This window comes from Psychrobacillus soli, from assembly GCF_006861775.1.
Classification (GTDB): domain Bacteria; phylum Bacillota; class Bacilli; order Bacillales_A; family Planococcaceae; genus Psychrobacillus; species Psychrobacillus soli.
The window spans coordinates 26,275-53,066 of the sequence record NZ_VDGG01000022.1; the positions used below are offsets into that span (position 1 = coordinate 26,275).

At 38.6% G+C, this 26,792-nt stretch carries 22 protein-coding genes; 11 read left to right on the plus strand and 11 right to left on the minus strand.

The genetic code is table 11. From position 1 onward, the window contains the following. Positions 1-539 precede the first annotated feature (539 nt). Positions 540-989, minus strand: coding sequence for a threonine/serine exporter family protein (locus tag FG383_RS11850; protein WP_142607601.1), 450 nt, complete (start codon positions 987-989; stop codon positions 540-542). Between the two features lie 12 nt (positions 990-1,001). Further along, positions 1,002-1,745 (minus strand): threonine/serine exporter family protein, encoded by a 744-nt coding sequence (locus FG383_RS11855; RefSeq protein ID WP_281285309.1) that lies wholly within the window; start codon positions 1,743-1,745, stop codon positions 1,002-1,004. Between the two features lie 149 nt (positions 1,746-1,894). Here FG383_RS11855 and FG383_RS11860 point away from each other — a divergent pair, with 149 nt between their 5' ends. Next, complete coding sequence (locus FG383_RS11860; protein ID WP_142607602.1) at positions 1,895-3,355, plus strand: polysaccharide deacetylase family protein; 1,461 nt, start codon at positions 1,895-1,897, stop codon at positions 3,353-3,355. A gap of 310 nt (positions 3,356-3,665) precedes the next feature. On the opposite strand, the gene FG383_RS11865 is transcribed toward FG383_RS11860, so the two are convergent. Then, positions 3,666-5,576 (minus strand): beta-propeller domain-containing protein, encoded by a 1,911-nt coding sequence (locus FG383_RS11865; RefSeq protein ID WP_142607603.1) that lies wholly within the window; start codon positions 5,574-5,576, stop codon positions 3,666-3,668. A 179-nt stretch (positions 5,577-5,755) separates the two neighbouring features. Between FG383_RS11865 and FG383_RS11870 the strand changes: the two genes are divergently transcribed. Beyond that, the gene (locus FG383_RS11870; RefSeq protein WP_142607604.1) at positions 5,756-7,048 is read left to right on the plus strand and encodes a short-chain fatty acid transporter; all 1,293 of its coding nucleotides are present in this window, start codon (positions 5,756-5,758) and stop codon (positions 7,046-7,048) included. Here FG383_RS11870 and FG383_RS11875 read toward each other — a convergent pair. From FG383_RS11875 to FG383_RS11885, 3 genes are read right to left on the minus strand one after another with little or no spacing between them, the layout of a single operon-like run. Continuing rightward, positions 7,026-8,219 (minus strand): acyl-CoA dehydrogenase family protein, encoded by a 1,194-nt coding sequence (locus FG383_RS11875; protein WP_142607605.1) that lies wholly within the window; start codon positions 8,217-8,219, stop codon positions 7,026-7,028. The genes FG383_RS11870 and FG383_RS11875 overlap by 23 nt on opposite strands. Beyond that, positions 8,216-9,379 carry a saccharopine dehydrogenase family protein gene (locus FG383_RS11880; protein ID WP_142607606.1) on the minus strand — a complete coding sequence of 388 codons (1,164 nt, stop codon included), beginning with the start codon at positions 9,377-9,379 and terminating at the stop codon, positions 8,216-8,218. Before FG383_RS11880 ends, FG383_RS11875 begins: the two co-directional genes overlap by 4 nt. 19 nt (positions 9,380-9,398) lie before the next feature. Beyond that, positions 9,399-10,874, minus strand: coding sequence for an aldehyde dehydrogenase family protein (locus FG383_RS11885; RefSeq protein WP_142607607.1), 1,476 nt, complete (start codon positions 10,872-10,874; stop codon positions 9,399-9,401). A gap of 142 nt (positions 10,875-11,016) precedes the next feature. Here FG383_RS11885 and FG383_RS11890 point away from each other — a divergent pair, with 142 nt between their 5' ends. Both FG383_RS11890 and FG383_RS11895 read left to right on the plus strand, forming a co-directional pair. Continuing rightward, a complete protein-coding gene (locus tag FG383_RS11890) occupies positions 11,017-11,817 on the plus strand; it encodes a TIGR00266 family protein (RefSeq protein WP_142607608.1) in 801 nt (266 codons plus the stop codon). Between the two features lie 388 nt (positions 11,818-12,205). After that, a complete protein-coding gene (locus FG383_RS11895) occupies positions 12,206-12,403 on the plus strand; it encodes a C4-dicarboxylate ABC transporter (protein ID WP_142607609.1) in 198 nt (65 codons plus the stop codon). 1,410 nt (positions 12,404-13,813) lie between these two features. On the opposite strand, the gene FG383_RS11905 is transcribed toward FG383_RS11895, so the two are convergent. After that, positions 13,814-13,942, minus strand: coding sequence for a sporulation histidine kinase inhibitor Sda (locus FG383_RS11905; RefSeq protein ID WP_142607610.1), 129 nt, complete (start codon positions 13,940-13,942; stop codon positions 13,814-13,816). Between the two features lie 431 nt (positions 13,943-14,373). Then, positions 14,374-14,619, minus strand: coding sequence for a hypothetical protein (locus FG383_RS11910; RefSeq protein ID WP_142607611.1), 246 nt, complete (start codon positions 14,617-14,619; stop codon positions 14,374-14,376). 279 nt (positions 14,620-14,898) lie between these two features. Here FG383_RS11910 and FG383_RS11915 point away from each other — a divergent pair, with 279 nt between their 5' ends. From FG383_RS11915 to FG383_RS11945, 7 genes are all read left to right on the plus strand, one after another. Continuing rightward, entirely contained in the window at positions 14,899-15,240 is a 342-nt protein-coding gene (locus FG383_RS11915; protein WP_185907925.1) for a DUF2294 domain-containing protein, read from the plus strand. Between the two features lie 176 nt (positions 15,241-15,416). Next, positions 15,417-16,472, plus strand: coding sequence for an ABC transporter substrate-binding protein (locus tag FG383_RS11920; protein WP_142607613.1), 1,056 nt, complete (start codon positions 15,417-15,419; stop codon positions 16,470-16,472). 214 nt (positions 16,473-16,686) lie between these two features. After that, the gene (locus tag FG383_RS11925) at positions 16,687-17,616 is read left to right on the plus strand and encodes a nucleoside hydrolase (protein ID WP_142607614.1); all 930 of its coding nucleotides are present in this window, start codon (positions 16,687-16,689) and stop codon (positions 17,614-17,616) included. 23 nt (positions 17,617-17,639) lie between these two features. Further along, positions 17,640-18,461 (plus strand): ABC transporter permease, encoded by an 822-nt coding sequence (locus FG383_RS11930; protein ID WP_142607615.1) that lies wholly within the window; start codon positions 17,640-17,642, stop codon positions 18,459-18,461. 6 nt (positions 18,462-18,467) lie between these two features. Further along, positions 18,468-19,256, plus strand: a complete 789-nt coding sequence (locus tag FG383_RS11935; protein ID WP_142607616.1) for an ABC transporter permease — start codon at positions 18,468-18,470, stop codon at positions 19,254-19,256. Between the two features lie 16 nt (positions 19,257-19,272). Next, on the plus strand, positions 19,273-20,337 hold the full coding sequence (locus FG383_RS11940) for an ABC transporter ATP-binding protein (protein ID WP_142607628.1): 1,065 nt from the start codon (positions 19,273-19,275) through the stop codon (positions 20,335-20,337). 16 nt (positions 20,338-20,353) lie between these two features. Continuing rightward, on the plus strand, positions 20,354-22,066 hold the full coding sequence (locus FG383_RS11945; RefSeq protein ID WP_142607617.1) for an adenine deaminase C-terminal domain-containing protein: 1,713 nt from the start codon (positions 20,354-20,356) through the stop codon (positions 22,064-22,066). A gap of 71 nt (positions 22,067-22,137) precedes the next feature. Here FG383_RS11945 and hutH read toward each other — a convergent pair whose 3' ends face one another. From hutH to hutU, 3 genes are read right to left on the minus strand one after another with little or no spacing between them, the layout of a single operon-like run. Beyond that, positions 22,138-23,652, minus strand: a complete 1,515-nt coding sequence (gene hutH, locus FG383_RS11950) for a histidine ammonia-lyase (RefSeq protein ID WP_142607618.1) — start codon at positions 23,650-23,652, stop codon at positions 22,138-22,140. 35 nt (positions 23,653-23,687) lie between these two features. Further along, positions 23,688-24,947, minus strand: a complete 1,260-nt coding sequence (gene hutI, locus FG383_RS11955) for an imidazolonepropionase (RefSeq protein ID WP_142607619.1) — start codon at positions 24,945-24,947, stop codon at positions 23,688-23,690. 6 nt (positions 24,948-24,953) lie between these two features. Next, complete coding sequence (gene hutU / locus FG383_RS11960) at positions 24,954-26,621, minus strand: urocanate hydratase (RefSeq protein ID WP_142607620.1); 1,668 nt, start codon at positions 26,619-26,621, stop codon at positions 24,954-24,956. Positions 26,622-26,792: the final 171 nt, after the last annotated feature.

Below are 26,792 nucleotides of genomic sequence, written 5' to 3' on the forward strand. Positions count from 1 at the left end.
CTACGCAATATTTATTAAAGCTAATTAGAAAATGCTTTCTCCAAATAAGTAGAGTATTTACTTAGGATAAAGTTCATTTCATACAACCATTTATAGGTATGACACCTCGTATTCATCGTCGTCTCACTCCAAGTAAACTTGTTATTTTAAGATTTGGTTGCTTTAAATGACCAATTAGTTGCTCTTCGCCATTTACTGGATTTACACATTAGAAAAAACTGTATAAAATTTTGTTTTTTTACGAGCCGAAGCTGATAAGTAAGCCATTTCCGTTAATTTTCGCTGCAGGAGGCGACTGCAGCCGGATGAGTGAGCAAATGAGACATCCCTACGACGCCTAAGCGGCGGGGATGGCTCATCGCTCACCCGGCGGAAAGCGTACGACTGCAGCGAAAATCACAGCGGATACTTTACTTCGCAGTATCTCTATACTACGTACAATATAAAAAATGCCATACCTTGTATTACTAAAAAAAGTTATACACATGTTTTAACTTTTGTAGCTTCCTAGGCAATAAAAAACCGTGAGCATATGTTGCTCACGGTTTTACTTTTAGTCTCCCTATTACTTTCACCGATAATTGCGTAATAATCTCTGCAAAAACTAAGCCCATCGCAATGGAGCCTGAAATGATAAGGGCAACTGATCCATATTCCACTGCCACGCTATAATCCTTCTCTATTACATTTCGCATCGCATTATAGGCTGATCCACCAGGAACTAGCGGAATAATGCCCGCTACACTGAAAATAATCATCGGCATTTTAAACTTTTTGGCCATCAAATGCGCAACAAACGCGACTGTAAATGCACCGGCGAATGAGGATTTTGCAGGGTCTTGACTTAAATCGTCTACATAAGCATATACAAGCCAGCCCGTCATACCAACAATGCCACAATAAAAAAGTGATTTTTTCGGCGCGTTAAATATAATCCCAAATCCAGCTGCTGCTGCAAAACTTAATATCCCCTGTAAAAAATATGACATAGCTAACCCTCCTCAAAATGACAAACCTAATGCAACCCCAGCACCAATGGCAAAAGCCGTAAGAAACGCTTCTGCTCCTTTTGATACTCCGGAAACAAAATGGCCAGCCATCAAATCACGTACGGCATTGGTTATGAGTAATCCCGGAACAAGTGGCATGACAGAACCGATAATTATTCTGTCGACTTCATTTCCTAATCCCCATGCAACCGAAAAAATCGCGATCAAACAAATAAATAATGCTGCCAAAAACTCTGCAAAAAACTTTACCCTCGTTTTCATTTCTAACAGCGTTGAAATAGAAAACCCAACACCCCCAGCTATCAATGCCGTCGGAACATCCTTGAATGTTCCGCCATATAACAAAAGAAATGAAGCAGATGCAACGGATGCAGCTACTATTTGTATCCACAATGGGAGCGTTTTATGTTCTTTTTCTATATTAACTAGCTCCGAATACGCTTCTGGCAAGGTAATATCCTTGTTAACGAGCTTTCTTGAAACGCTATTTATGAGCGCTATCCTTTCTAAATTGGTCGACCTATTGCTAATCCTTACTAGCCTAGTTGGAAGGCTATTACTTCCTGCAAATATGATGCCAGTAGGTGTTACAAAACTTTGTGATTGAGTTAGTTGCTGTGAAATCGCCATCCGATCCATTGTATCCTCGGCTCGGTACGTCTCCGCCCCACTTTCCATCATTAAACGACCCGCAAGTAAACAGCATTCTACGGCTAATTCAGTGTCTTGCGTCAATCGGAACACCTTCCTTTGTATAGTAAAATTCGGCTACGATAATCTTATCGAACGTTTAAAATAAATACAATGAAAACTAAAACTTTATTACCTATTCATCCGTCTAATCTAATATAATAAATAAGTACTAGAAAAGGAGAATCATTACCATGCCGGCGCATCCAAGATCCCAAAAAAGAGGACGTTGGATTGATATTACATTTATCATTACCATTCTTGCATTAAGTAGTTTAATGGTTTTTCTTCTGTTGCTTCCCAATCTTGCAAAAAAAGAAGTAGTATCAGCTAACCTTCCAACTGTTTCTAAAGAACAAATTAACGAAAGTGATTCCGTTTATCCAGGAATTCGTATTATTACGGAAACATCTAACGACGAAAAAACTCCGTATGCAATTCAATTTCCACAAAGTAATGTTCCAGAATTCAACGACATTGTAAAGTCTTATACAAAGGATTTAAAAGCATTATATTTAAACGAAACGGATTATTTAAATGAATCGAATATGCATCGCCATGGCGAACTGAATATTTCATTTGAAGTTTTACAGCATACAACAGGATATTATTCATTTGTTATTCATTCGTACATGAATACAGGTGGAGCAAACGGATTATCAGAAACAAAAGTTTTCCGTCTACATAATCAGTCTGGTCACATGCTCACTATTAATGACTTGCTCGCAAACAATGAAAAAGCACTTGTAAAACTTGCTACAAAAGTAAAGGATTCTATAATATCCGATGAACAATTGAATTCCTACTTACTTCAAGATAAATTTATCGAAAAAACAGCGCCTAGCTGGGATAATTATTCGAACTTTGCCCTAAAGAAAGATTCTATCGAATTTTACTATAATGAATATGAAATTACAGCTGGTGCGGCAGGATCTCCAATTGTTTCTATTCCACTAGAGGATATGAACAATATTTTTACTGACAGTTTTAAACTTCCAGAGGTCGCTATTCAACCACCACCTTCTATAACTGTAAAAGAAAATGAAAAACATTCAGAGGATAAACAGTACGAAGATACAGGAGTAAATCCATCCAAAAAAGTAGTTGCACTTACATTTGATGATGGACCAAATCCAGAGTCAACTAAACTGATACTTGATACACTAAAGAAGTATAATGCAAAAGCCACGTTTTTTATGCTTGGAAGTCGTGTTTCTTTCTATCCTGAAATTGTAAACGAAATGAAGGAAGCAGGACATGAGTTAGGCAATCATACTTGGAATCACGTAGACTTAACAAAAGCTTCTTCTGAAAAAATTGCTTTAGAGATAAATAATACGAGCGATGCAATCGAACAAGCAGCGGGTAGCAAACCAACCGTATTCCGTCCACCATACGGGGCTGTCAATAATACGGTTCGTTCTCAAACTTCCCTTCCGGTCGTTTTATGGGATGTGGATACGCTCGATTGGAAATATCGTGACGCTAATCATTTACTTACACATGTGAAAAAGCATGTAAAGGAAGGTTCCACTGTTTTAATGCATGATATACATATGTCTACGGCAGAAGGACTAGACGCTGTTCTTGCGTACTTGCAAGAGGAAGGATATTCGTTTGTCACTGTATCCGAGTTGAAAGGTTACAGCAATTGACGAAGCCTAACTAATTACACCATCGTATTAACTATATTTTACGCCGCTGAATATTGTTTAATATTCAGCGGCGTCTCACATCAAGTAAACCTTTTACTTTGAGAATTGATTGCTCTCGGCAATTGGTTGGTTGCTTTCAAGAGTAATTTAGTTGCTCTCGGGATAGAATTGATTGCTTTCGAGGGCGAGTCTGTTGCTCTAATCCATATACTGGAATAACCTTGCAAAAAAGAACGCATAAAATTTAGGATTTAGCGCAGCGGCGTAACTTTAACGCCCGCAGCACTAAATCCTATTAATTTATACCATTTTATTTATAGGTCAGTTTACTCAATTGGTCAAACGAGTTTAAATTGTAGCTTTTGATTTCTTTCATCGCAATTGTGTATAAAGAATCCTCCACATAAATCATTCGCTGAATGCTGCTTTCCCAATCTTCGTATGCTTGCGCAGGATTTTCTGGGTTTAATAAGTCCCCTTTTAGAACAATTCCATTTTCAGGTGTAATTTCATAGATCAATGCCCCATCTTGCTTAAACTCTGCATATTCTTTCCCTTTTCCATAAATAGATATAGGGAATCCATACAATCCTTTTTCTTGGTGCTCAAATAACGCATGGTGATCATATTGAACCGGAGAGTATGTTCCTTGATCTCCAATTATTTCTGTATCCAATTCTTTCGGTTTCGTAAAATCACTAACATCGAAAAGGGAAACCTTCATGCCTCCTGTCATTATAAGTGGTTGCTTACCACCTGACTGCGTATCTACAATTGTTTCATAGCCAAAACCGATTAAATGATCTTCGTCTAACGGGTGCAAGTAATTACTAAAGCCTGGAATCTTTAGTTCTCCTAATACTTTTGGTGCGGTAGGTTTTGCCACGTCAATAACGAATAATGGATCGGTTTCTTTAAACGTTACCATATATGCTTTATCTCCCATAAATCTTGCAGAATAAATTCGCTCGTCTTTTGCTAAACCTGTTATCGAGCCTACTGTTTTCATCTTATCATCGAGTATAAATAAATTATTTTCGGATACTTTATTTTCATCCCAGCTATTCCCTTTTGTCGTTACAGCACGGAAATAACCATTATGCTCATCCATCGAAAACTGATTTAATATCGTTCCTGTTAAACGACTCGACTCTACGAATTTGACAGATGTTTCGTTTAATGCAAACTTAAATACTTCCGTGTCCATTTCCCCTGGATTCCAAATCATTTTTTTCGCATTGGAATTGTTAGACTCATAAATAGTAGAAGTTAAGTATAGGTTATCTTTTGACATGTACAATTGCTCACTACCGCCAAGATATCCCTTCGTTTTCATTTCATTTTCTGCGGGATTGGATACATCGATAGCCGAAATAATACTGTAATTGCCTTCCATCGAGCTTGGTAGGATTGCGAGGCTATCGTAGCTCATCGGTTTTGCTTCCTTATCGGATTTGGAGTCAAAAGTAAACGGGCGTAACTCAGCATCTACGTTTTCATCCATCATCCAAAACTTCGGATAAACTGTAGTTACATAATACAAAGTGTTGCTCGTTAGCCGTGCACCATTCATATATCCTTCTGTCGCAATTTCTCTCGTTAGTCTTGGTTTTGCAGGGTTTGAAATATCATAAAAATATACAGTTGTCATGGAATCCATCGGCATCATGAGACTATCCATCTTTTGTGTACTTTCCGTCTCTAGCGTACGAAAGACGTTTTTCTGACCGATCACCATTAATGTTTGATCTGAAAGTAATAACTGTGTTGGATAAAAATCATTTTTAAAAGAGATTTTCGTTTCTTCTTTCATCTGCTTTGGATTCTTTACGTTTAAGATAACCACATTATTTTCAATTACGGAAAATATATGTGTACCATTTGTTTTTACTGTATCTGCTTCATCGACACCTTCTACTTGGTTGTTCGTTGTAGAGTAATCGCCCCCTTGGCTATTAGCGGTATCTTTAGCTTCCATCGTAGCAGTTTCTTCAGTTACCATTATCTCTCCATATTGTTTCTTTTGTAACTCTTTTACCTTTTCAAAATAGGCTTTTAATTGTTCTTTGGATTGAACAGTTTGAATTTCACTACTTTCTTTTAATGGTTGATTGGTTAATACGTTACGCTGGGCACTTATCTCTGTTTTAGATAAATAAAATGTACTTACCATTCCAACTATTACTAAGAAAGCAATACTAGATATAAACCACTTTTTCATTTTAATCTTCCTTTCTTATATTCATTGTTAATCCATTAGACTCAAATTTCTCCAATTGGTTTCACTCCAACAATTATTTTTTGATTTATTAAATTATTGTAAATTTAATAGTGTATTTTCTACCATTCAGCTATCATATAGTGTGAAGGGGATATATGAATAAACAAAGGGGATTTGTTGTGAAAACACTAACACGTTTTTCAAATGCTTTAATGGAAAGGTATTTACCGGATCCATATATTTTCGTAGCAATACTAACATTATTAGTTTTTTTACTTGGAGTAACGTTAACAGATTCGACACCGATTGAAATGGCAACTTATTGGGGAGACGGTTTTTGGGGTTTACTTTCTTTCACTATGCAAATGGTTGTCGTTCTTTTGGCAGGACATGTTTTAGCTAGTAGTCCTATATTCAAAAAATTACTTAGCGCGATGGCTAGTACGGCAAAATCACCTGGTTCTGCTATTATTCTTGTAACTGTCGTTTCTTTAATCGGATGTTGGATTAACTGGGGCTTCGGTTTAGTCATTGGTGCTTTGTTTGCAAAAGAGATAGCACGTAAAGTGAAAAATGTCGATTACCGATTACTTATCGCAAGTGCTTATTCTGGATTCATCGTGTGGCATGGCGGTTTAGCAGGTTCTGTTCCACTTTCCATCGCAACAGAAGGGCATCCTTTCGCGGAAAAAATGGGTGTTATCCCAACTACCGAAACATTATTTTCTACATATAACTTAGTTATAGTTATCGCACTATTCATTTCGGTCCCTCTATTAAATAGATGGATGATGCCTAGAAAAGAAGATACTTTCTCCATTGATCCTTCCTTAATAGAGGAAGATACGGAAGTTGTACAAGAAGAAAAAGAAAAGAAAACACCAGCTTCTCGATTAGAAGGTAGTTATATTTTAACTTTTTTAATCGGTTTACTTGGAGTTGTGTATCTTGTCCAACATTTCATCACAAAAGGTTTTGACTTAAACTTAAATATCGTTAATCTCATATTTATTACACTTGGTATTATTTGTCATGGAACACCTAAACGTTTCCTTGTTGCCGTTAAAAATGCAGCAAAAACAGTTGGTGATATTGTTATTCAATTCCCGTTTTACGCAGGTATTATGGGGATGATGGTCGCTTCCGGTCTAGCAGGAGTGGTATCCGAAGCATTCATCAACATCTCTAACGAGCATACTTTCTATTTATTCACGTTTTATGCTGCTGGAATTGTAAACTTCTTTATCCCATCAGGCGGTGGACAATGGGCTGTTCAAGCTCCAATTATGTTAGATGCTGCTTCCGCTTTAGATTTGAGTTACGCTAAAACGGCGATGGCTATTGCATGGGGTGACGCTTGGACGAATATGATTCAACCGTTTTGGGCACTTCCGGCATTAGCAATTGCTAAAAAGGGTTTTCTTGATATGCTCAAGAAAACCCTTTTTCCTATTCCTCAAACGGCCATTTAGGTAGCATATGGGAAAGCACTTTATCTTCCCTATACCCAAGCACGTATTCCGCTTGCATTATTGTGTGGATTTCTCTTGTTCCTTCGTATATAACAGGAGCTTTTGAATTCCGTAAAAATCTTGCCACTGGGTATTCATCTGAATAACCATATGCGCCGTGAATTTGCACTGCATCGTCCGCTGCTTTATTGGCAAAGTCACATGCTTGCCATTTCGCAAGAGACGTTTCCCTTGTGTTTCGTACCCCTTTGTTTTTCAATTCTCCAACTCGGTACACAAGTAAACGACTCATTTGAAGGCCAGCTTCCATCTTCGCAATCATTTGTTGTACAAGCTGATGCTTGCCTATTTCTTTTCCGAAGGTTTCTCGCTCATGGCAATACTTCACACTTGTCTCTAAGCACGCTAGGGAGAGTCCGACTGCTCCGGCTGCGACGGTGAATCTGCCATTATCAAGGGCGGACATGGCGATTTTAAAGCCTTCCCCTTCTTTTCCTAGAAGGTTCTCTTTCGGCACACGCATTTGGTCAAAAAACAACTCTCCTGTATTACCAGATTTAATACCGTATTTTCCTTTAATTGCTTTCGAAGAGAAGCCAGCCATCGTACGCTCTACGATAAATGCACTTATTCCATGATGTTTTTTCGATTTGTCCGTATAAGCGAATACGATAAAATGGTCTGCGATATCACAAAGGGAAATCCATGTTTTTTGGCCATTAATAACATAGTCATCTCCGTCACGTACTGCGACCGTTGACATTGCTGCAACATCAGAACCTGCTCCTGGTTCCGTTAATCCAAAAGCCGCTATTTTCTCCCCTTTTGCTTGAGGCGTTAAATACTGCTCTTTTTGTTGTTCCGTTCCCCATTGCATAAGCGTCATCGAATTTAACCCGGTATGCACCGAAACAGCTGTCCGAAAAGCAGTGTCCCCGCGCTCTAGCTCTTCACATACAATTGCAAGTGAATTATAATCCATGCCGCTCCCACCGTATTTTTCAGGAACGCATACCCCCATCAATCCAAGATCCGCCAAGCGTTTCCATACACTTTGATCAAATGCACCTTGTTCTTCCCATTTTGCTATATGTGGAATAATTTCTTGATCTACAAATTGTCTTACTGTTTTACGAAGTAATTGTTGTTCCTGGGAAAATTCAAAATTCATACGCGTTCACCTCTTAATATCGTTTCCACAATATTTACATCACGGGCAGCCATTTCTCTTATATATAATTCTCCCGGTACGATGAGTTCTGGAGGATAGACGCCTCGTTTTGTAATAACATTATTTCCAATCATTTGTGCAACCGCGGAAACCGTGTTAGCTGTCGCCCTTGCCATTGCGGTGGTCCCAGATATTCGATCTTTTTTCGTTGCTAATTCATATGTGTACGTAACATTTTCCTCATTTTCTATACCTGTTATGATGGCTCTGAGTAAAACAACATCCTCTTTATTACCTAATGATAATTGCGGCATCAATACTTCTCTTAATACGTCCCGTGCCTTTATTATATTTCCATTCAAATTGACTACTGTGTTTTTGTTAGTCAGCCCTAAGTCTACTAGCAGTTTAAATTTATCTGCATGCCCTTTGTATCGAATCGTTTTATATTCCAACGTATCTACGTTTGGAAAAGATTTCGCCAACGTAGATGTGCCACCTGCAGTATGGAATGCCTCCAGCTCACCATACTTTTTAAAGAAAATAGGTTCAATTTCCGAGAGTGATTCTACTTCTTGCAGCTTTCCATTCCGAATCACATGAGAGGGATCTGTATAATGATCAAATACGCCCTCTAAAGAAAAGACGACATTGTACTCAAAAATTCCTTCAGGTTTCTCTGGAATTCCACCAACGTACAAATGAATTCCTGATACTTCATCCAATTTACTTGCTCCGTAACCAGTAAGAATATTAATCATTCCAGGTGCTACCCCTAAATCAGGGATCAATGTGATACCTTTCTCTTCAGCCTTTTTATGAAGTGCAAGCACTGCATTTGTTGCTCCACCTATATGTCCACCTAAATCGATGGAATGCACACCAACCTCTACTGCAAGCTCTGCAATTTTTTCATTGAATGTATAAAAAAGCGCATTGATGACAACATCGACCCTTTTCATAATTTGTCGTATGCTATCGTCCTCATTTGCATCTAATCTGCACACTTCAATTTTGGCATTTTGGAGTCTTTCTCGGAACATATTTGCTTGTCCCACATCTAAATCACATAATAATACTTTTTCCACATTAGGACTTTTTACTAAATCACGTGCTGCTTCTTTCCCCATTAAACCTGCACCTAATACAGCAACCTTCATGTTGAGAACCCCCTATTATTTACGTGTCTATTTGTGCTCGTTGCAATTTCCCACTATAGTCGATGTAAATACTCTTCCACTCTGTATATACATCGAGTGCTGCAACTCCAGAATCTCTATGTCCATTACCCGTCCCTTTCGTCCCTCCAAATGGCAAGTGAATTTCAGCACCCGTCGTTCCTGCATTGACGTACACAATTCCTGTGTCTAGATCACGCTGAGCTCTGAATATCTTGTTTACATCTTGAGAAAAAATAGAACTAGATAACCCGAATTTCACCCCATTATTCACTTCAATCGCCTCTTCTAACGAGCTAACTTCAATGAGCGAAACAACCGGACCGAAAATTTCTTCTTGTGCAATTCGCATATTCGGAGCTACATCCGTGAATAATGTAGGCGCATAGTAATTCCCTTTTGCTAAATCTCCTTCTTTTAGTATATGCCCACCAACGAGTAGTTTTGCTCCTTCTTCTTGTCCTATTTTTGTATAGGAATGAATTTTCTCAAGTGCTTGTTTATTAATGACAGGACCGATTTTAACGGCTTCATCTAAGCCATCCCCGATTGTTAAATTTTCCATTTGTGCAAGCAGCATGTTTTCTAAATCACTCTTTACATCTTTATGCACAATCACTCGACTACATGCCGTACAACGTTGACCCGCTGTTCCGAATGCACTCCATAAAATACCCTCTACTGCAAGATGAAGGTCTGCATCATCCATTACGATAACTGCATTTTTTCCACCCATTTCAAGTGATACTTTCTTTAAATGACGACCTCCGAGCTCTGCTACTTTACTTCCTGTTTCTGTAGAACCTGTAAACGAAATAACTTTCACATCTGGGTGCTCTATCATTGCAGTACCGACTTCTGAGCCAGAACCAAACACAACGTTTGCAACTCCTGGTGGTAATCCGACTTCCTCGAAAATTTTCGCCATTTCATAAGCCATCATGGGTGTTTCCGTTGCAGGTTTCCAAATGAATGCATTACCCGCTACAATTGCAGGGAATGATTTCCACGTTGCAATTGCTACTGGAAAATTCCAAGGTGTAATAAGCCCAACTACTCCGATAGGTGCTCGGACGCTCATCGCAAATTTATCCGCAAGCTCAGATGGAGTCGTTTCTCCAAATAGCCGACGCCCTTCTCCTGCCATATAAAAAGCCATATCTATTCCTTCTTGTACTTCTCCTCGTCCTTCTTCTATCACTTTTCCCATTTCTTTCGTTAAAACTTGCGCTAAATGTTCCTTCTTTTCTTTCATTAGTCTACCAATTTCATATAAATAATCTGCTCGTTTTGGAGCTGGTACAAGCGCCCATTTCTTTTGCGCTTTCACTGCAGCCACAACCGCTAAATCCACTTCTTCTTTTGTAGACATTCTAACTTCCGCTAATCGTTCCCCGTTCGCTGGATTCAAAACTGCTGTATATTTTTCTTGTCCAGCCTCTTGCCATTTTCCATCAATAAAATTAGTTAACTTCATCTGTTTACCTCTTTTCTTATTCATTGAAAATGCTTACATTATTAATACATTCTATAATCTCTATTGAATCCCTTTAATATTGCGAAACTTTTTCTTTTGCTTTTCGTATACATTATTAATTCAACCAAGGAGGAAATAAAACATGAATAATCACGAAATTGACTACAAATTATATGGTGACGACATGCAATTTGTAGAAATCGAATTAGACCCACAAGAAACTGTAGTTGCTGAAGCAGGTAGTTTAATGATGATGGAAGATGGCATTTCCATGGAAACTATTTTTGGCGATGGTTCAAGTTCTTCCAATAGTAGCGGACTAATGGGAAAATTAATGGGTGCAGGTAAACGTATGCTTACGGGCGAAAGTTTATTCATGACTACATTTACAAACACTGGTAGTGGGAAAAGACATGTTTATTTTGCTTCTCCGTATCCTGGAAAGATTATTCCGATGGATTTGAGCAAATATCGCGGCAAAATTATTTGCCAAAAAGATGCCTTTTTAGCAGCAGCTAAAGGAGTTTCCGTTGGGATCGAATTTCAACGTAAGCTAGGGGCTGGATTTTTTGGTGGAGAAGGATTCATCATGCAAAAGTTAGAAGGTGACGGTTTAGCTTTCGTTCACGCTGGTGGTACCATTCACCGAAAAAGCTTACAGGTAGGAGAAGTTTTACGAGTAGATACAGGGTGTTTGGTTGCGATGACTTCTGATGTGGATTACAATATCGAGATGGTAAAAGGAGTAAAAACGGCACTGTTCGGTGGAGAAGGCTTATTCTTCGCAACACTACGCGGACCAGGTACTGTATGGATTCAATCGTTGCCATTTAGCCGTTTAGCTAGCCGCGTGTTTGCAGCTGCTCCTCAAACTCCAGGCGGTGGCTCAAGAGATGAAGGAAGTATCACAGGTGGACTATTCAACCTTTTAGGCGGGAAGTAATAGAGAAGAAAGGTACAAGTGACTGCTTGTACCTTTTTTTGTCGCTTTGGCAGATGTTTTGTCGTGTTGGCTGCGGTTTTGTCTCGCTTAGGCATATGCTGTAAATTCAATATGCAGTCAACAGTCCTTTCGACCTACAAAGGGTTTTCTTTTAGTTAGATATTGCTATTCGACTTGGAGAAAAGTTCTACTTTTGATGAATAGTTTGACGTACTCTAATGCTATTTTAGGCGTGCCCTTCTCTTTAATTTATACTCTATTATTCTTCGATATCCTCCAAATTGTTTATGATTTATAGACCCTCCCTTCATATACTAGTAAAAAGAACAATGGTGTCGTTTTTTAGCATTTTATTGTTCTTTCCAATAGCGAAAAGGAGGTGTTTGTGATGAAAGCTTCTTTAGGTAGTTGGATTGGCTGGATAGGAATTGTGCTGGCAATTGTAGGGTTCTTCTATTATCCATTATGGTTTGGTGGAGCTGCAGTAGTATTAGGCTTATTCGGTTTAACATTCCCTCAAAAATTCCTAGCTTGGATTTCCATTGTACTTGGAGCAATTGCATTCTTTCTTCCCATGTTGCAGTAACTGCTGGCTAATATATATTAAAAAGCTCGAGAAGTATTAACACTTCTTCGAGCTTTTTTGTATTTTTATTTACTTGCTTGATAAGCGTCCAAGAATTCTTGTACTTTTGCCGCATCTGAAACTAAGGAAAAGCGCCAATAAGAGAGGAAAAATTACTTATGATGGTTGGCTTATAACAACGTCATGCGATGCGTTATCCACCTCGTTTAAGACTTACCTATCTGTTTATTGTGCATAACTTATCGGTGGTTAAGCATATAAGTAATAGAGTTGCAGTGATGTATGCTGGAAAAAACATCATCGTCTCACTACAAGTAAACTTTCTATCTTGAGAATTGGTTGCTTTCACTGGCAATTTGGTTGCTCTCGTGCTGATTTGATTGCTTTCAGACTAGAACTAGTTGCTTTCAATGANCTAATTGGTTTCCCTAAGCCATTTACTGGATGCACGCAATAGAAAAACTGGCCAATATTTTGTTTGTTAGCGGATCCGCCCTGATAAGTATGCATCTCAGTTTGTCGTCTCACTCCAAGTAAACTTGTTATTTTAAGAATTGGTTGCTTTCATCGGCATTTTGGTTGCTCTCGGATTTGATTTGATTGCTTTCCGAATAGAACTGGTTGCTTTCACTAACAATTTGGTTACTCTCGGATTTGATTTGATTGCTTTCCGACTAGAACTGGTTGCTTTCAATGACCAATTAGTTGCTCTAAACCATTTACTGGATTTAAACATTCGAAAAAACTGTATAAAATTTTGTTTTTTACGAGTCAACGCGGATAAGTAAGCCATTTATGTGGATTTTCGCTGCAGGCGTCGACTCCTACCGAGGCTAACAGGATGTTGGTCACGAAGGCGTTGCCACACGATGTGGCGCTCTTAGCCTTTGTTCCTCGTGAGCAAATGAGCCACCCCTACGTCCGCCTAAGCGGCGGTGAAGGCTCATCGCTTACCCGGTGGAAAGGGTACGACTGCAGTGAAAATCCTAGCGGTCACTAGTCGACGCACTACCACGCAGTATCCCTATTATGTACGACATTACATTTATATCGTTGCCATTTGCTAAATCGGGCCAGAGACAGACACTTTAGCGCCTTTGTTCTGTTACTGAGTCAGCGTGGCTATAGGAAAAGCAGAAGTTATACACATGTTTGTGGACAACTTGTTATTAACTTTATTAATGTGCATGATAATTAACTATATTATTGATTTTTCTATGTGTATAACTTTATCCACAATTACACAAAGTATGAATAATGTCGAAATATATTTGAAGATAATTGAGTTGTAATGGATGCTATGCTAAAAAAAGGCATAAAAAAAGACACCCCTTAAATTCAACGGTTTAGTAGGTGTCTTGTAGAAAAGATATAATTTTTCTCAATAGATTGGTTAAAACTACTTGGAAATTATGAATAGACGATTAATGAGCGTCGGCAAATTTCATTTTCCAAGAGAGATATAAAATCAATAGAGAGTTTCAGCTCTTTTGCCCGTTTATAAGACTCTAATAATAATTCATCTGACATTTTACTCATTCTAATAACACCTCCTAATTATTTTAATCTCACTAAAATCTATTAAGAAAAATAAAAAAGAATAGTTTTTTCTATAATCTAAATTTAACAAAAATTATAGTTAAGAACAACCGTTCTATTGTCCACAGGCAAAGGTGGATAACCTGTTAGCAATTGTTAATAAGTTTACCTAAGTGGTTACATAGCGGTTGATATTTTGTGAATAACTTTATCCACAAAAGTAAATAACTCGAATTTTGTCGAAACATTTTTATAGAAACAAGCTACATATTAGATTCTAAATTAATCTTCTTGTGCATAAAATGCATTGGTTGTTACATTTATTAACTTTTTTCTATAAGTCTAACTTATAATGGTAAAATTAATGTGTATGCGTAGTGCTTATCCACAAGAAAGATATTATCCTTTCTTGCTTGTGAATATAATTTAAGTTATTCGCGATTTTTATCCATTACCTCTTCATCCGTATCTTCTACATCTTCTTTATCTACGTTTGTATCTTCTACTCCATCGTCCTCATTTTCAACATCCACATTTAAATCTACATCTTCTTCTACTGGATCATTCAGATCATTATCATCTGGATCGTCACCACAAGCGGCTAGTAATCCTACTGAAAGAAAAGTTGCTGCCCCGATTTTCCACCATTTTTGTCCTGCGATTGAATTCGTCGTCATCTTAAATTCCTCCCACTTATAGTTTTTGTTCTGCCGTACTAAGTTAGTATGTACCCCTTATTAACTGAAATATAAACTTGTCCAATGTACCATATGCAAAATAGGATAAAACTTACAGTTATAATTTGATTCATTATATAATAGTTCGGTTATTGTTTGTTTTAATGGATTTTATATGGGAATGAAATGTTTTTTTTATCAAAATCCGAATAATATATTGTGAAATTGATAAATGGTATGTATAATTTAAATTTATAAATGAGATTGGTGGTGATCCTAATCAATTCATTAGACGTCAACGAAACGAAGAAAAAGCTTTCGCATCTTTATAATGATTTATCGAAGGAACTTTTTGGATTTGGTACTTCACTGTTGAAAGTGACGATAGAGAATAATGTGATCACGTTTCAAGCCAAACATCGACGTGCTCCTAGGTCAGCTGCTTTAGAGGGGGAAGCTCCCAGCTTGAAGCAGGAGGTCGATTTTCATATGTCGCTTTTGTTTAAAAAGAAATTGAAGCAAAAGTTAGAAAAAGAAATGAATTGGAAAATTGAGGCTGTACTTAGGGATTATGATTCTACGACGCAACTAGCATTTACCAATATTGTAATAAACGATTAGCTTTTGGATTTCATACTCGGATTTATCTGAGAGAACGCCAAAAAATATAACCATTGGGATACATTTCTCTTTGTTTACAAAGAAAAGATGATCTTAGGTAGACTTTAATGTTCTATTTAAGATTGTCTTTTTTTCGTTTTTTAACACATACTAATAAAAAAATGGAGGTTTTACAAATGAAAAAATTATTGAAAAGTATTTTAGTTATGTCAGCTTTAACATTAGTCCTCGCGGCTTGTTCTTCAAAGGAAGGCTCAAAAGAGGAAAAGGAACCGGAAGCGGAACTTATTGTTTCAACTTGGGGATTCTCGGAGGACTTCTTCCGTGAAAATGTGTATGCACCATTTGAAAAAGAGCATAATGTCAAAATCGTTCTTGATACTGGAAACAATGCAGATCGTTTAAATAAAGTTCGTCAAGGAAACTCAGATGTGGATGTCATTTTCTTATCTGATTACTATGCACAGCAAGGTGTGGCAGAAGACCTTTTTGAAAAAATTGATAGTAGCAAAATTTCAAACTTAGATAAAATATATGATGTGGCAAAAGCTCCACTTGGTGAAGGCTTTGGACCAGCTTATACAATTGCACAATTTGGGATTGCTTACAATGCAGATGAAGTGAAACAACCGATAACAACTTGGAAAGATCTTTGGAATAAAGATTTAGCTAACAAAATTACAATTCCAAGCATTACATCTACTACAGGACCTATGTTCTTGGATGCTGCTTCTAAGATTAGTGGAAGTAAAGAATTTAATGAAGATCAAGCATTTGCCGAAATGAAGAAAATTATGCCAAACGTTGTGAAAGAATACGGACAAACTTCTGAATTCGTGAATATGTTTTCTCAGGGTGAGATTGTAGCAGGACCAATTATGGGAATGTACTTTGCTAGCTTACAAGAAGCAGTACCGAATGCAAAATTTGTTACACCGGCTGAAGGTGGATATGCGGTTATGAACACGGTGAATGTTGTGAAAGGTAGCGATCAAAAAGAACTTGCACAAAGCTTTATCAACTTTATGCTTAGCACAGAAGTACAGGAAAAATCTGCGAAAGCGAAAATCGATTCTCCAGTAAATACAGAAGTTGTATTGACAGAAGAAGAAGCTACAAATATGACGTATGGTGAAGAGCTCGTCAATAGCTTGATCACACTTGATATGAAATTTGTAAATGAGAAATCAAAAACTTGGATTGATCGTTGGAATAGAGAGCTTGTTCAGTAAGAAATGCGTAAGCACCTATGTCTGCCCCGACAGGCAAATGGGGGAAAGCGAGGAGGCGGCTCCACAGCCACCACAAGCGATTTTGTTTGCGACGAGCTTTGCGCAGGAGCAGCTTTTTCACATCTGACCCCGAGGGGCAAGGTGCTGGAGCTAGACAGTTACTAAGTAGAAAAGTTTATACTTCTTTTCTCTAAAAAAAAAGAGGTGTTCAATTATGAAACAAAAAATGATTCTTGATGTAGATACTGGAGTGGATGATGCAATTGGCATCATCCTTGCTGTAAAGAGTCGACAATTTGATGTGCTTGGCATCACAACGGTAAATGGGAATGTGTCCCTCGAAACAGCTACACGGAATACTTGTAAAATTCTAGACTTGCTAGATGAACAACATATTCCAGTGATTAAAGGGATGAACACTCCGCTTTTTAGAGAAACTTTTTTTGAGCATGCGGTTCATGGAGAAGACGGATTAGGTGGAGCATTGGTAGATATGGAACCTAAAAAAATGTCAGATGAAGGATTTGCACCTGATTTCATCATCCACTCGGTTTTAGGATTCCCTGGAGAAGTAACCCTTATTATGACGGGCCCATTAACGAACTTGGCGCTTGCTATTAAGAAATGTCCAGAAATGGTGAAGCATGTTAAAGAGGTTATTTTCATGGGCGGCGTCATCCAAGGTCCTGGAAATGTTACACCTACAGCAGAATATAACACGTACGTTGACCCGGAAGCAGCACGAATCGTATTAAAAGCTGGTTTTGAATCTATTACGCAAGTCGGACTGGATGTAACGAGGAAAGTGCTTTTGAAGGATGAACATATTGATGAACTTGAGAACGCAATGCTTGCTTCATATATAAAAGAAAGTACGGCTGATTATCGCAAAAGATACTTCGAGCGTAATAACATATCCGGCTGTGCGATGCATGATCCGTTAGCAGTAGCAGTGGCGATACAAAAAAGTCTAGTTGTGACAAAAGGATATTTTGTTGATGTTGAAACGAAAAGTGAACTCTGCGATGGACAGTTAGTTTGTGATTTTCAAAATAGGCTACAACAGCCTGCCAATTTAAGCGTGTGCGTCGATGTTGATGAACAAGCATTCTTTGATCTGTTTATTCGTATCATCAATTCGTAAAATCAACGATCAGGGGGGTTATTATGTCAAAAAAGTATATATATTTACTCCTTTTACCGGGCGTTCTATTTTTAACGATATTTATGCTCGTTCCTATTTTTATGACAATGGGGACAACTTTTTTTAGAGAAGACGGATTTACGGTAGAAGGTTATTTGCAATTTTTCAAGGATCCTTATTTCATGGGAATCTTATTTACAACGCTCCGTGTTAGTGTAATCACAACTATTATTAGTATTTTTCTTGGTTTCCCAGTAGCTTATTTTGTCTCTAAGATGGGTCCACGAAAAAAAGCATTTCTTCTTTTATTAACCATTTTCCCACTATTAACAAGTCCGGTTGTGCGTTCTTTTAGCTGGATGATTATTATTGGTAAAAATGGTGTACTGAATAATATCTTAACAGGAATTGGTTTGATAGAAGAGCCACTTTCTATCTTGTACACGCCGACAGCCATTATTATAGGGCTTGTCCATTTGTTCCTTCCTCTTATTATTATTACACTTGTTGGGGTAATGGAAAATATAGAACCTGATTTGTTAACAGCTGCGGAAAGCCTAGGTGCTTCTAAACTAGGTGTGTTTGCAAAAGTAGTCGTGCCTCTTTGCGTACCGGGACTTGTCATCGGAAGTATTCTTGTATTCGTAGGAAGCTTTACTGCTTATACAACTCCAGCTCTTCTAGGGGGCAAGCAGCGTGTAATTTCGACTTTCCTATACCAAAACGCTATCACGTTGAATGACTGGCAAGTGGCGTCTATTGTCGCAGTCATCATGATTGTAGTGACAGTTTTAGTTATTTCACTCATGAATGTACTTGCAAAAAAATTAAATCCGAGGGGGTAGAAGTGTATGCAGGAGAAAAGTAGAGGATTGGCCCTGTTTACATTCCTAGTATTTTTGTTTTTATTGGGGCCCTTGCTTATCATATCAATCACATCATTTGAAGGCGGCAATATATTAAAGTTTCCACCAGAAGAATTTTCCTTTAGATGGTACGAAAATATCTTTAAAGTAAAAATGTTCTTTATTACATTTAAGACTTCTATTTTCGTATCACTTGCGGGAAATTTACTTGCCCTTTTGCTTGGAATACCAGCAGCTTATGCGTTAAGTAGATACGATTTTAGAGGGAAGAATGTGTTGAATTTAATATTCGTTTCACCGATTTTAATACCAGGAATTGTTCTCGGTTTTGCCTTATTACGTTATGTTGTAGTTGCTTACGAGTTTTCAATTTACACAAGTCTATTCATCGGTCATACAATCATCATGCTTCCATTTGTTGTTCGAGTTATATCATCGAGTTTATCGAACTTTGACTTTTCAATCGAGGAAGCTGCTCAAAGCCTTGGATTAAGTAAGGTAGGGGCATTTTTTAAGGTCGTTCTCCCAAATATTAAATCAGGAATCATAGCAGCTGTCATGATCGCATTCTTGGAGTCCTTTAATAATGTTGATATTTCCGTCTTTATGACAGGTCCTGGGGTAAGTACCCTACCAATCCAAATGCTGACGTATGTTGAAAATTATTTTGATCCGACAATTGCGGCTATTTCCGTTTTACTCATGATTATTACAGCAATATTTATGTTTATGGTTGAACGGTTGATGGGTCTGTCTTACTTCACAAAACGATAAAGGAGGGCGATGAGTGATGTCTTTATTCACTTTAGAAAATATAGCAGTTTCTTACAATAAACAGCATGTATTAAAAGATTTTAATTTGGAAATTGAAAAAGGGAAGCTAGTCTCTCTTCTTGGGCCAAGTGGCTGCGGGAAAACAACGACACTCCGTTTAATTGCTGGTTTTTTGCAATCAGATGAAGGGAAGTTTTTATTCCAAGAGAAAGATTATACGAAAGTGCCGGTAAACAAACGAAATTTCGGCTTCGTATTTCAAAACTATGCGTTGTTTCCGCATTTAACGATATTCGATAATGTTGCTTTCGGGCTTAAATTGAGAAAAGTAGGGAAAGCGGAGATTGAAAAGCGCGTTATGAATGTACTTGATATCGTAAATCTTCAAGGTTTTGAGAAAAGGTACCCTAAAGAGCTATCAGGTGGTCAAAAGCAGCGTGTAGCAATTGCGCGTGCACTTGTTATTGAACCAGATCTTCTATTATTTGACGAGCCTCTAAGTAACTTGGATGCGAATTTAAGAGAAAGTATGCGAGTAGAAATCCGTCGTATTCAACAAGAACTTGGAATCACTACTGTGTATGTATCACATGACCAGGAAGAATGTTTTTCTATTTCTGATCAGGTTGCAATCATGAATAAAGGTGTTATCGAACAACTAAGTGATCCAGCTACTATTTACAAGTATCCATCAACAAAATTCGTTGCCGACTTTATTGGATTCAAAAACTTCATCGATTTTGACACTGTAGCAGAACGAGAGGGTCAAATAGAGCTTAAAAAAGGCGACTATACATTTGTTATTCAAAAGGATGGGGAAATGAAAAACATATCCGGAAAAACGGGCGCAATCCGTCCAGATAACTTGCAAATTCGTGCGAAAAGTGCTGCAGATCCATTGCCTCCAAATGGTCTTTTTGGGCAAGTTAACGTGACGACTTTCCTTGGTAGAAGCTATCAATACGTTGTTGAAACAGCTATTGGTAACTTTGTAGTCAATCAGGAAATGGCTCAGCCACTAAGTATGGGGCAGGAAGTGATACTGGAATTCCCTAAAGACGAAATGGTATTAGTCGACTAAGCGAGGAGATGTTTGCGTGAAAATTGATTTACTTATTACAGATGTACACGTATATAACAGCGCATTTAAAAAGTTTATAAAAGGCAATGTAGCCATTGTAGATAAAAAATTTTTATATATCGGCGACCGAGTACTTGAGACGTTCAAAGCTGCGCAAATTGTTGCTGGGGAAGGGAAGTATATGATTCCTGGACTCATTGACATTCATTTGCATATTGAGAGTACGATGGTGACACCTTCTACTTTTTCTTATGGGTTGATTAAGAATGGCGTAACGACTATTGTTCCAGAACCCCATGAGATGGCTAATGTATTTGGTTTACTAGGTGTTCAGGAAATGATTAAGGCGAGTAAAGATTGTGTTGCAGATATGTTTTATGCGATTCCAAGCTCTGTTCCTGCAACGTCGATGGAAACAACAGGTGGCTCGATTGAAATAGAAGATATGGATGATCTACTGCAAACGGAAAACATTGCATGCCTCGGTGAAATTATGAACTTTTATGATGTTATTTCGAAACCAGAAAGTAAAACAAATAAAATTCTCAATCACATCCGCAAGCAATATCCAGATCTTATTATCGAAGGACATGTACCAAAATTACTCGACCTTGAATTGCAGCGAATCATCTTTGCTGGTGTAAATTCTGATCATACGCACCAAACTGTTGAAGGGATGGAGCAGAGAATTGCTGCTGGTATGTTCGTTGAAATTCAAGAGAAATCGATGACTCGTGAAGTGGTTGATTACTTGATAGACATGCAAGTAGATGAGCATTTCTGCTTTATTACCGATGATATTATGACCGATGATTTTCGAAAAAGAGGTCAGTTGAATAACATTCTTAAAAAGGCTATTGGCATGGGTATGTCTCCAGAGAAGGCGATTTACGCATGTACATACACACCTGCAAAAAGGATGAAATTATATGATCGTGGTTCTATTTCGCCAGGAAAAATTGCAGATTTTCTTCTAGTGTCTAATGTAGAGAGCTTAGCGATCGATTGTGTTTATAAAAATGGAAATCTTGTTTTTGACGCTACCGAGAAATACGAACAACAAGTGATAGGTCGTCAATTTCCTGCTTCTTTCTATGAAAGTGTAAAACTTGAGCAGTTAGAGGTATCTGATTTTGATGTGAAAGTTCGAGCAGAAGATGGTTTACACAAGTTCCGCGTAATGAAGGTTCAGAATGGATCAACATTTACGGAAGAACTTCATGAAGAGCTAGACGTTCGAAGTGAATTGCTTCTTTGGGAAAAAAGTTCTTACGCAATGATTGCTACTTTCGAGCGGTATGGCAAGAACGGCAATCGCTCACATGGTCTCATTACAGGGGACATATTAAAAAAAGGGGCAGTCGCTACGACTTATTCACATGATAACCACAATCTTCTCGTTGTCGGTCGAAATAAGCAGGATATGCTTATCGCTGCTAATGAAGTAATCAAAGGTCAAGGTGGGATGTGTTGTGTCCTAGATGGTGAAATTCTTTCAACGGTGCCGCTTCCTGTAGGAGGTATCTTATCTGAAGCGCCGCTTGAAGTAATTGCAGATGAAGTGGAACACTTTACAAAAAATCTTAAATCTTTAGGTTACGATCACTACAACGTTATCATGTCGTTAAGCACGCTATCGCTTCCGGTGAGCCCAGCATTGAAAATTACAGATCAAGGCTTAATCCAAGTGAATGAAGGAAAGATAGTGCCATTTATGGTCGAAGAATAATAGGCGAACAGAACATAGCCGATTCAGCAATTATTGTTGAATCGGCTATTTTATATGAAGCTATTCCGTATTTATGATAAAACTCGCTTCCCTTTTTCATTCACAGTTTCTTCCTTCAAATAAGTATTCAATTTTTCCACATCCACACTGAAGATACGATCTTCTGTAATAGAGGGGATAAAGACTCGCATATCATGCCATTTTTCCAATAGGGAAGGGGACATTAGGTCAATGCCACGGTATTCGACTCCCTGCATTGCACATAATGCTTCAATCGCAAGCACTCGGCGTGCATTTTGAATAATTTGAAAGGCGTGTCGTGCGCCGATTGTTCCCATACTGACATGATCTTCCTGATTAGCAGAGGAAGGAATAGAATCCACAGATGCTGGATGGGCAAGTGTTTTATTTTCAGATACTAAGCTCGCTGCGGCATATTGCAAGATCATTGCACCCGATTGAAGACCAGGCTGCGGACTTAAAAAAGCAGGTAAGCCTTCGTTCAATTGTGGGTTTACAAGTCGTTCAATCCTGCGTTCGGAAACGTTTGCTAGCTCTGCAATGCCGATTTTTAAAAAGTCCATTGCAAATGCAATCGGCTGGCCATGAAAGTTCCCGCCTGATATAACAACTGCTCCGTCTTCAACAATCAATGGGTTATCGGTTGCCGCATTCATCTCGATTTCCAACTTTTCTTTTACATATGAAAGGACCTGCCAGCTAGCACCATGAATCTGGGGAATGCAGCGTAGAGAATAAGCATCCTGTACACGTTTCTCTCCTTGTTTTGTAACAAGATGACTTCCTTTTAACCATTCAAGTATGCGCTTGGCAACAGCGGTCTGCTCAGGATAGCCTCGTGCTTCGTGAATTGCAGGATGAAAAGCATCTGTGATTCCATGTAAAGCTTCCATTGACATAGCCGCGATCCATTCGCTTTGATAGGCAAGTGTTTCCGATTCTAACCAGTTAACAACTCCTTGAGCAGTCATCGCTTGTGTTCCATTTATAAGTGCAAGACCCTCTTTAGCTTCTAGTACAACTGGTTGTAGATTATGTTTAGCCCATATTTCATGGGAAGGAATATGTTTTTCCTCTTGCCAAACGAGCCCTTCACCAATAAGGACTAATGCTAAATGGGAGAGGGGAGCTAAATCACCCGATGCACCTAGGGATCCTTGTTGAGGGATTACTGGATGAATTCGGTTGTTTACCATGTATGCCAGTCGCTCAAGAACTTCCAGTCGAATACCCGAAAATCCTTTTAACAGCGCGTTCAATCGTAATACAATCATTGCACGTGATACCGTTTCCTCAAAAGGCAACCCCATACCACAAGCATGCGAGCGAATGAGGTGAAGTTGGAGTGTGCGAACATCACCTTCTTCAATACTTACATCACTAAATTTTCCGAAACCTGTGTTAATCCCATAAACTGTGCGTCGATCTTTCACTATTTTTTCTACTGCTTTTCTACTGTTAACAACTGCGTCTTTTGCTGTTTTTTCAAGCTTTACTTGTTCATTCTGATATAAAATGGCCCGCATATCTTCAAGGGTTAGTCCACTTCCTTTTAAACTAATCATTCTTCTTCACGTTCTTTCTTTGTAGAATTTCTACTTTAACCAATGACCTGCATCCCTTTTTTCCACACTGTTTTCACATGATTCACACCAAATAAATATTGTAGTTGTTGATAACTTTGGACGTTCCAAAGAACGACATCCGCTTGCTTACCAACTTCTAAAGAACCAACTTTATCCTCCATTTGAATCGCACATGCTGCATTATAAGTAGCGGCACATAAACTTTCAGCGGGTGTAAGTCGCATGGAAATACAAGCTAAATTCATCACGAGTGGCATGGAAGTAGTAGGGGAAGAGCCAGGGTTGCAATCGGTAGATATCGCAACTGGAACGCCTGCATCGATCATGGCTCTTCCTTTCGCGGCATCTTCTCGTAAATACAATGCAGTAGCTGGCAATAAACAGGCGATAACTCCTTTCTCCGCCATTGCTTGAACACCTTCTTCGGATGCTTTCAATAAATGCTCCGCAGAAATTGCTCCGACTTTAGCAGCAAGTTCTGCTCCTTGATAAGGTTCAATTTCATCGGCATGTATTTTCGGAATCAGTCCGTATAATTTTCCAGCTTCTAAAATGCGTTCGGATTGTTCCGGTGTAAAGACGCCGACTTCGCAAAAAACATCATTGAATTTTGCGAGCTTTTCTTTAGCAACTACGGGTAACATTTCATAAATAATGAGATTTACATATTCTTCTTCCCGACCTTTAAACTCTGTTGGAACGGCATGTGCTCCCATAAACGTCGGAACAATATCCATTGGATGCTCTTTTTGTAATCTTTTCATTATGCGAAGTTGTTTTAACTCGGTTTCTAAATCTAGACCGTAGCCGCTTTTGCCTTCAATAGTAGTAACGCCATGTGCTAAAAACGAATCCAGTCTTATAGTGGTTTGACGGACAAGTTCATCTTCTGTCGCATTACGGGTCATTCGTGTCGTCGCATGAATTCCTCCGCCAGCATTCATAATATCCATATAAGTTACACCTTCTAAACGCATTTCAAATTCTCGTTCACGGCTACCTCCAAATGCAATATGGGTATGCGGATCTACAAGCCCGGGGGTTACGAGATGACCCGTTGCATCGATAATGTCTGCTTCTGTCGCACGACTTGCATACTCCACTTCTAGCTCTTTGGTAGTTCCTACTGCTTGAATAATCCCATCCTCCAGCCAAACACTTCCATTTGCAATAATCGCTAAATCGCTCATTGCTTCTTTTATACGGGGACCTGTCACTTTATTTGCTAATGTAACAAGCTGTGCGGCATGCTTAATCCAAACTGCTTTTACCATTGCTGCTCAGTCCTCCCGTTTCATCATTGGAATGTGAATGCTTTTATTACGAGCCGTTTTCGCCGCATGCTCATATCCTGCATCAACATGGCGTACAATTCCCATTCCTGGGTCTGTCGTTAGCACTCGCTCTAGTCTTGCTCCTGCTTCTTTCGTCCCATCTGCGACTATTACCATTCCCGCATGTATGGAATAGCCCATTCCAACCCCACCTCCATGGTGAACAGAAACCCAAGTTGCCCCTCCAACTGCATTTATCATCGCGTTTAAGATCGGCCAGTCTGCTACTGCATCCGAACCATCTTTCATCGCTTCTGTTTCACGGTTAGGAGAAGCAACTGATCCTGAGTCTAGATGATCTCGACCAATGACGATTGGAGCTTTTAATTCACCAGAAGCGACCATATCATTAATAATCTTTCCAAAGCGTGCCCGTTCGCCGTAGCCTAACCAACAAATGCGAGAAGGGAGACCTTGGAACTGTATTTTTTCACGAGCCATTTTAATCCAGTTACATAAATGGGTGTTATAGCTAAATTCGCGTAAGATGACTTCGTCTGTTTTATAAATATCTTCAGGATCGCCAGATAATGCAACCCATCGGAAAGGTCCTTTACCTTCACAAAACTGTGGACGAATGTAAGCAGGGACAAAACCAGGAAAGTCAAATGCACGTGTGAATCCTTCGTCTTTTGCAACTTGACGAATATTATTCCCATAATCGAAAGTCACGGCTCCTCTATCCATCATGCCGACCATCGATTGGACATGTTTTGTCATCGATGCCTTAGAACGTTTTACGTATTCTATCGGATTACTATTTCGCAAGGCAGTTGCTTCTTCTAAAGACATAAAAGAGGGGATATAGCCATTTAAAGGATCGTGGGCAGATGTCTGATCTGTTAACACATCTGGGAAGAAACCACGTGCGATCATATTTGGTAGAATATCCGATGCATTTCCTATAAGTCCAATCGATAAAGCTTTACCTGCTTGTTTCGCATCTTCAGCTAATCGGATGGCTTCATCTAATGAATGTGTTTTCACATCTGTGTAGCGTGTTTCAATTCTTCGATCAATACGCGTTTCATCTATTTCAATAGCGATACATACACCGCCATTCATTGTCACTGCAAGTGGTTGAGCAGCTCCCATACCTCCAAGACCAGCAGTAAGTGTAATAGTGTGTTTCAATGAGCCGTTAAAATGTTGTTTAGCTAGTTCCGCAAATGTTTCATATGTTCCTTGAACGATTCCTTGTGAACCAATGTAAATCCAACTGCCAGCGGTCATTTGTCCGTACATCATGAGTCCTTTTTTATCGAGTTCGTGGAAATGCTCCCATGTTGCATAAGCTGGAACTAAATTAGAATTTGCAATAAGAACACGGGGGGCGTCTGCATGGGACTTAAATACAGCGACAGGCTTTCCGGATTGAACTAATAATGTTTCATCATTTTCTAGCTCTTTTAACGTACGAACGATGGCGTCGAACGCATCCCAGTTACGTGCTGCTTTGCCGATTCCACCATATACGACTAATTCATCAGGATGCTCTGCAACTTCTGCGTCTAAATTGTTCATTAGCATGCGGAGTGCGGCTTCTTGCAGCCAACCTTTTGTATTCAATTTTGTTCCTGTGTATCGGATTATTTTTTCATTTGCTTTCCCCATGTAAATTCCTCCTCCAATTCTTATCTCTATATTATCTAAAATTTCTAATAAATTAAGTGTTTTTGAGAAAAAAGTAAAAATTTCTCATCTGCTAATAGAATGTTTCATTAGCATGATAGAACAGTAAAATGGAATTATCCGAATTTTTGTAACTCTTTTTTAAAGTAACCG

Excerpts from the sequence above, each read along its gene's own strand:
- FG383_RS11865 (WP_142607603.1), bottom strand. The coding sequence starts at position 5,576 with ATGAAAAAGTGGTTTATATCTAGTATTGCTTTCTTAGTAATAGTTGGA.
- FG383_RS11940 (WP_142607628.1), top strand. The coding sequence starts at position 19,273 with ATGTCTTTATTCACTTTAGAAAATATAGCAGTTTCTTACAATAAACAG.
- FG383_RS11925 (WP_142607614.1), top strand. The coding sequence starts at position 16,687 with ATGAAACAAAAAATGATTCTTGATGTAGATACTGGAGTGGATGATGCA.
- FG383_RS11905 (WP_142607610.1), bottom strand. The coding sequence starts at position 13,942 with ATGAGTAAAATGTCAGATGAATTATTATTAGAGTCTTATAAACGGGCA.
- FG383_RS11910 (WP_142607611.1), bottom strand. The coding sequence starts at position 14,619 with ATGACGACGAATTCAATCGCAGGACAAAAATGGTGGAAAATCGGGGCA.
- FG383_RS11890 (WP_142607608.1), top strand. The coding sequence starts at position 11,017 with ATGAATAATCACGAAATTGACTACAAATTATATGGTGACGACATGCAA.
- hutI (WP_142607619.1), bottom strand. The coding sequence starts at position 24,947 with ATGGTAAAAGCAGTTTGGATTAAGCATGCCGCACAGCTTGTTACATTA.
- FG383_RS11895 (WP_142607609.1), top strand. The coding sequence starts at position 12,206 with ATGAAAGCTTCTTTAGGTAGTTGGATTGGCTGGATAGGAATTGTGCTG.
- FG383_RS11880 (WP_142607606.1), bottom strand. The coding sequence starts at position 9,379 with ATGAAGGTTGCTGTATTAGGTGCAGGTTTAATGGGGAAAGAAGCAGCA.
- FG383_RS11850 (WP_142607601.1), bottom strand. The coding sequence starts at position 989 with ATGTCATATTTTTTACAGGGGATATTAAGTTTTGCAGCAGCAGCTGGA.
- hutU (WP_142607620.1), bottom strand. The coding sequence starts at position 26,621 with ATGGGGAAAGCAAATGAAAAAATAATCCGATACACAGGAACAAAATTG.
- FG383_RS11920 (WP_142607613.1), top strand. The coding sequence starts at position 15,417 with ATGAAAAAATTATTGAAAAGTATTTTAGTTATGTCAGCTTTAACATTA.
- FG383_RS11860 (WP_142607602.1), top strand. The coding sequence starts at position 1,895 with ATGCCGGCGCATCCAAGATCCCAAAAAAGAGGACGTTGGATTGATATT.
- FG383_RS11930 (WP_142607615.1), top strand. The coding sequence starts at position 17,640 with ATGTCAAAAAAGTATATATATTTACTCCTTTTACCGGGCGTTCTATTT.
- hutH (WP_142607618.1), bottom strand. The coding sequence starts at position 23,652 with ATGATTAGTTTAAAAGGAAGTGGACTAACCCTTGAAGATATGCGGGCC.
- FG383_RS11885 (WP_142607607.1), bottom strand. The coding sequence starts at position 10,874 with ATGAAGTTAACTAATTTTATTGATGGAAAATGGCAAGAGGCTGGACAA.
- FG383_RS11935 (WP_142607616.1), top strand. The coding sequence starts at position 18,468 with ATGCAGGAGAAAAGTAGAGGATTGGCCCTGTTTACATTCCTAGTATTT.
- FG383_RS11875 (WP_142607605.1), bottom strand. The coding sequence starts at position 8,219 with ATGAATTTTGAATTTTCCCAGGAACAACAATTACTTCGTAAAACAGTA.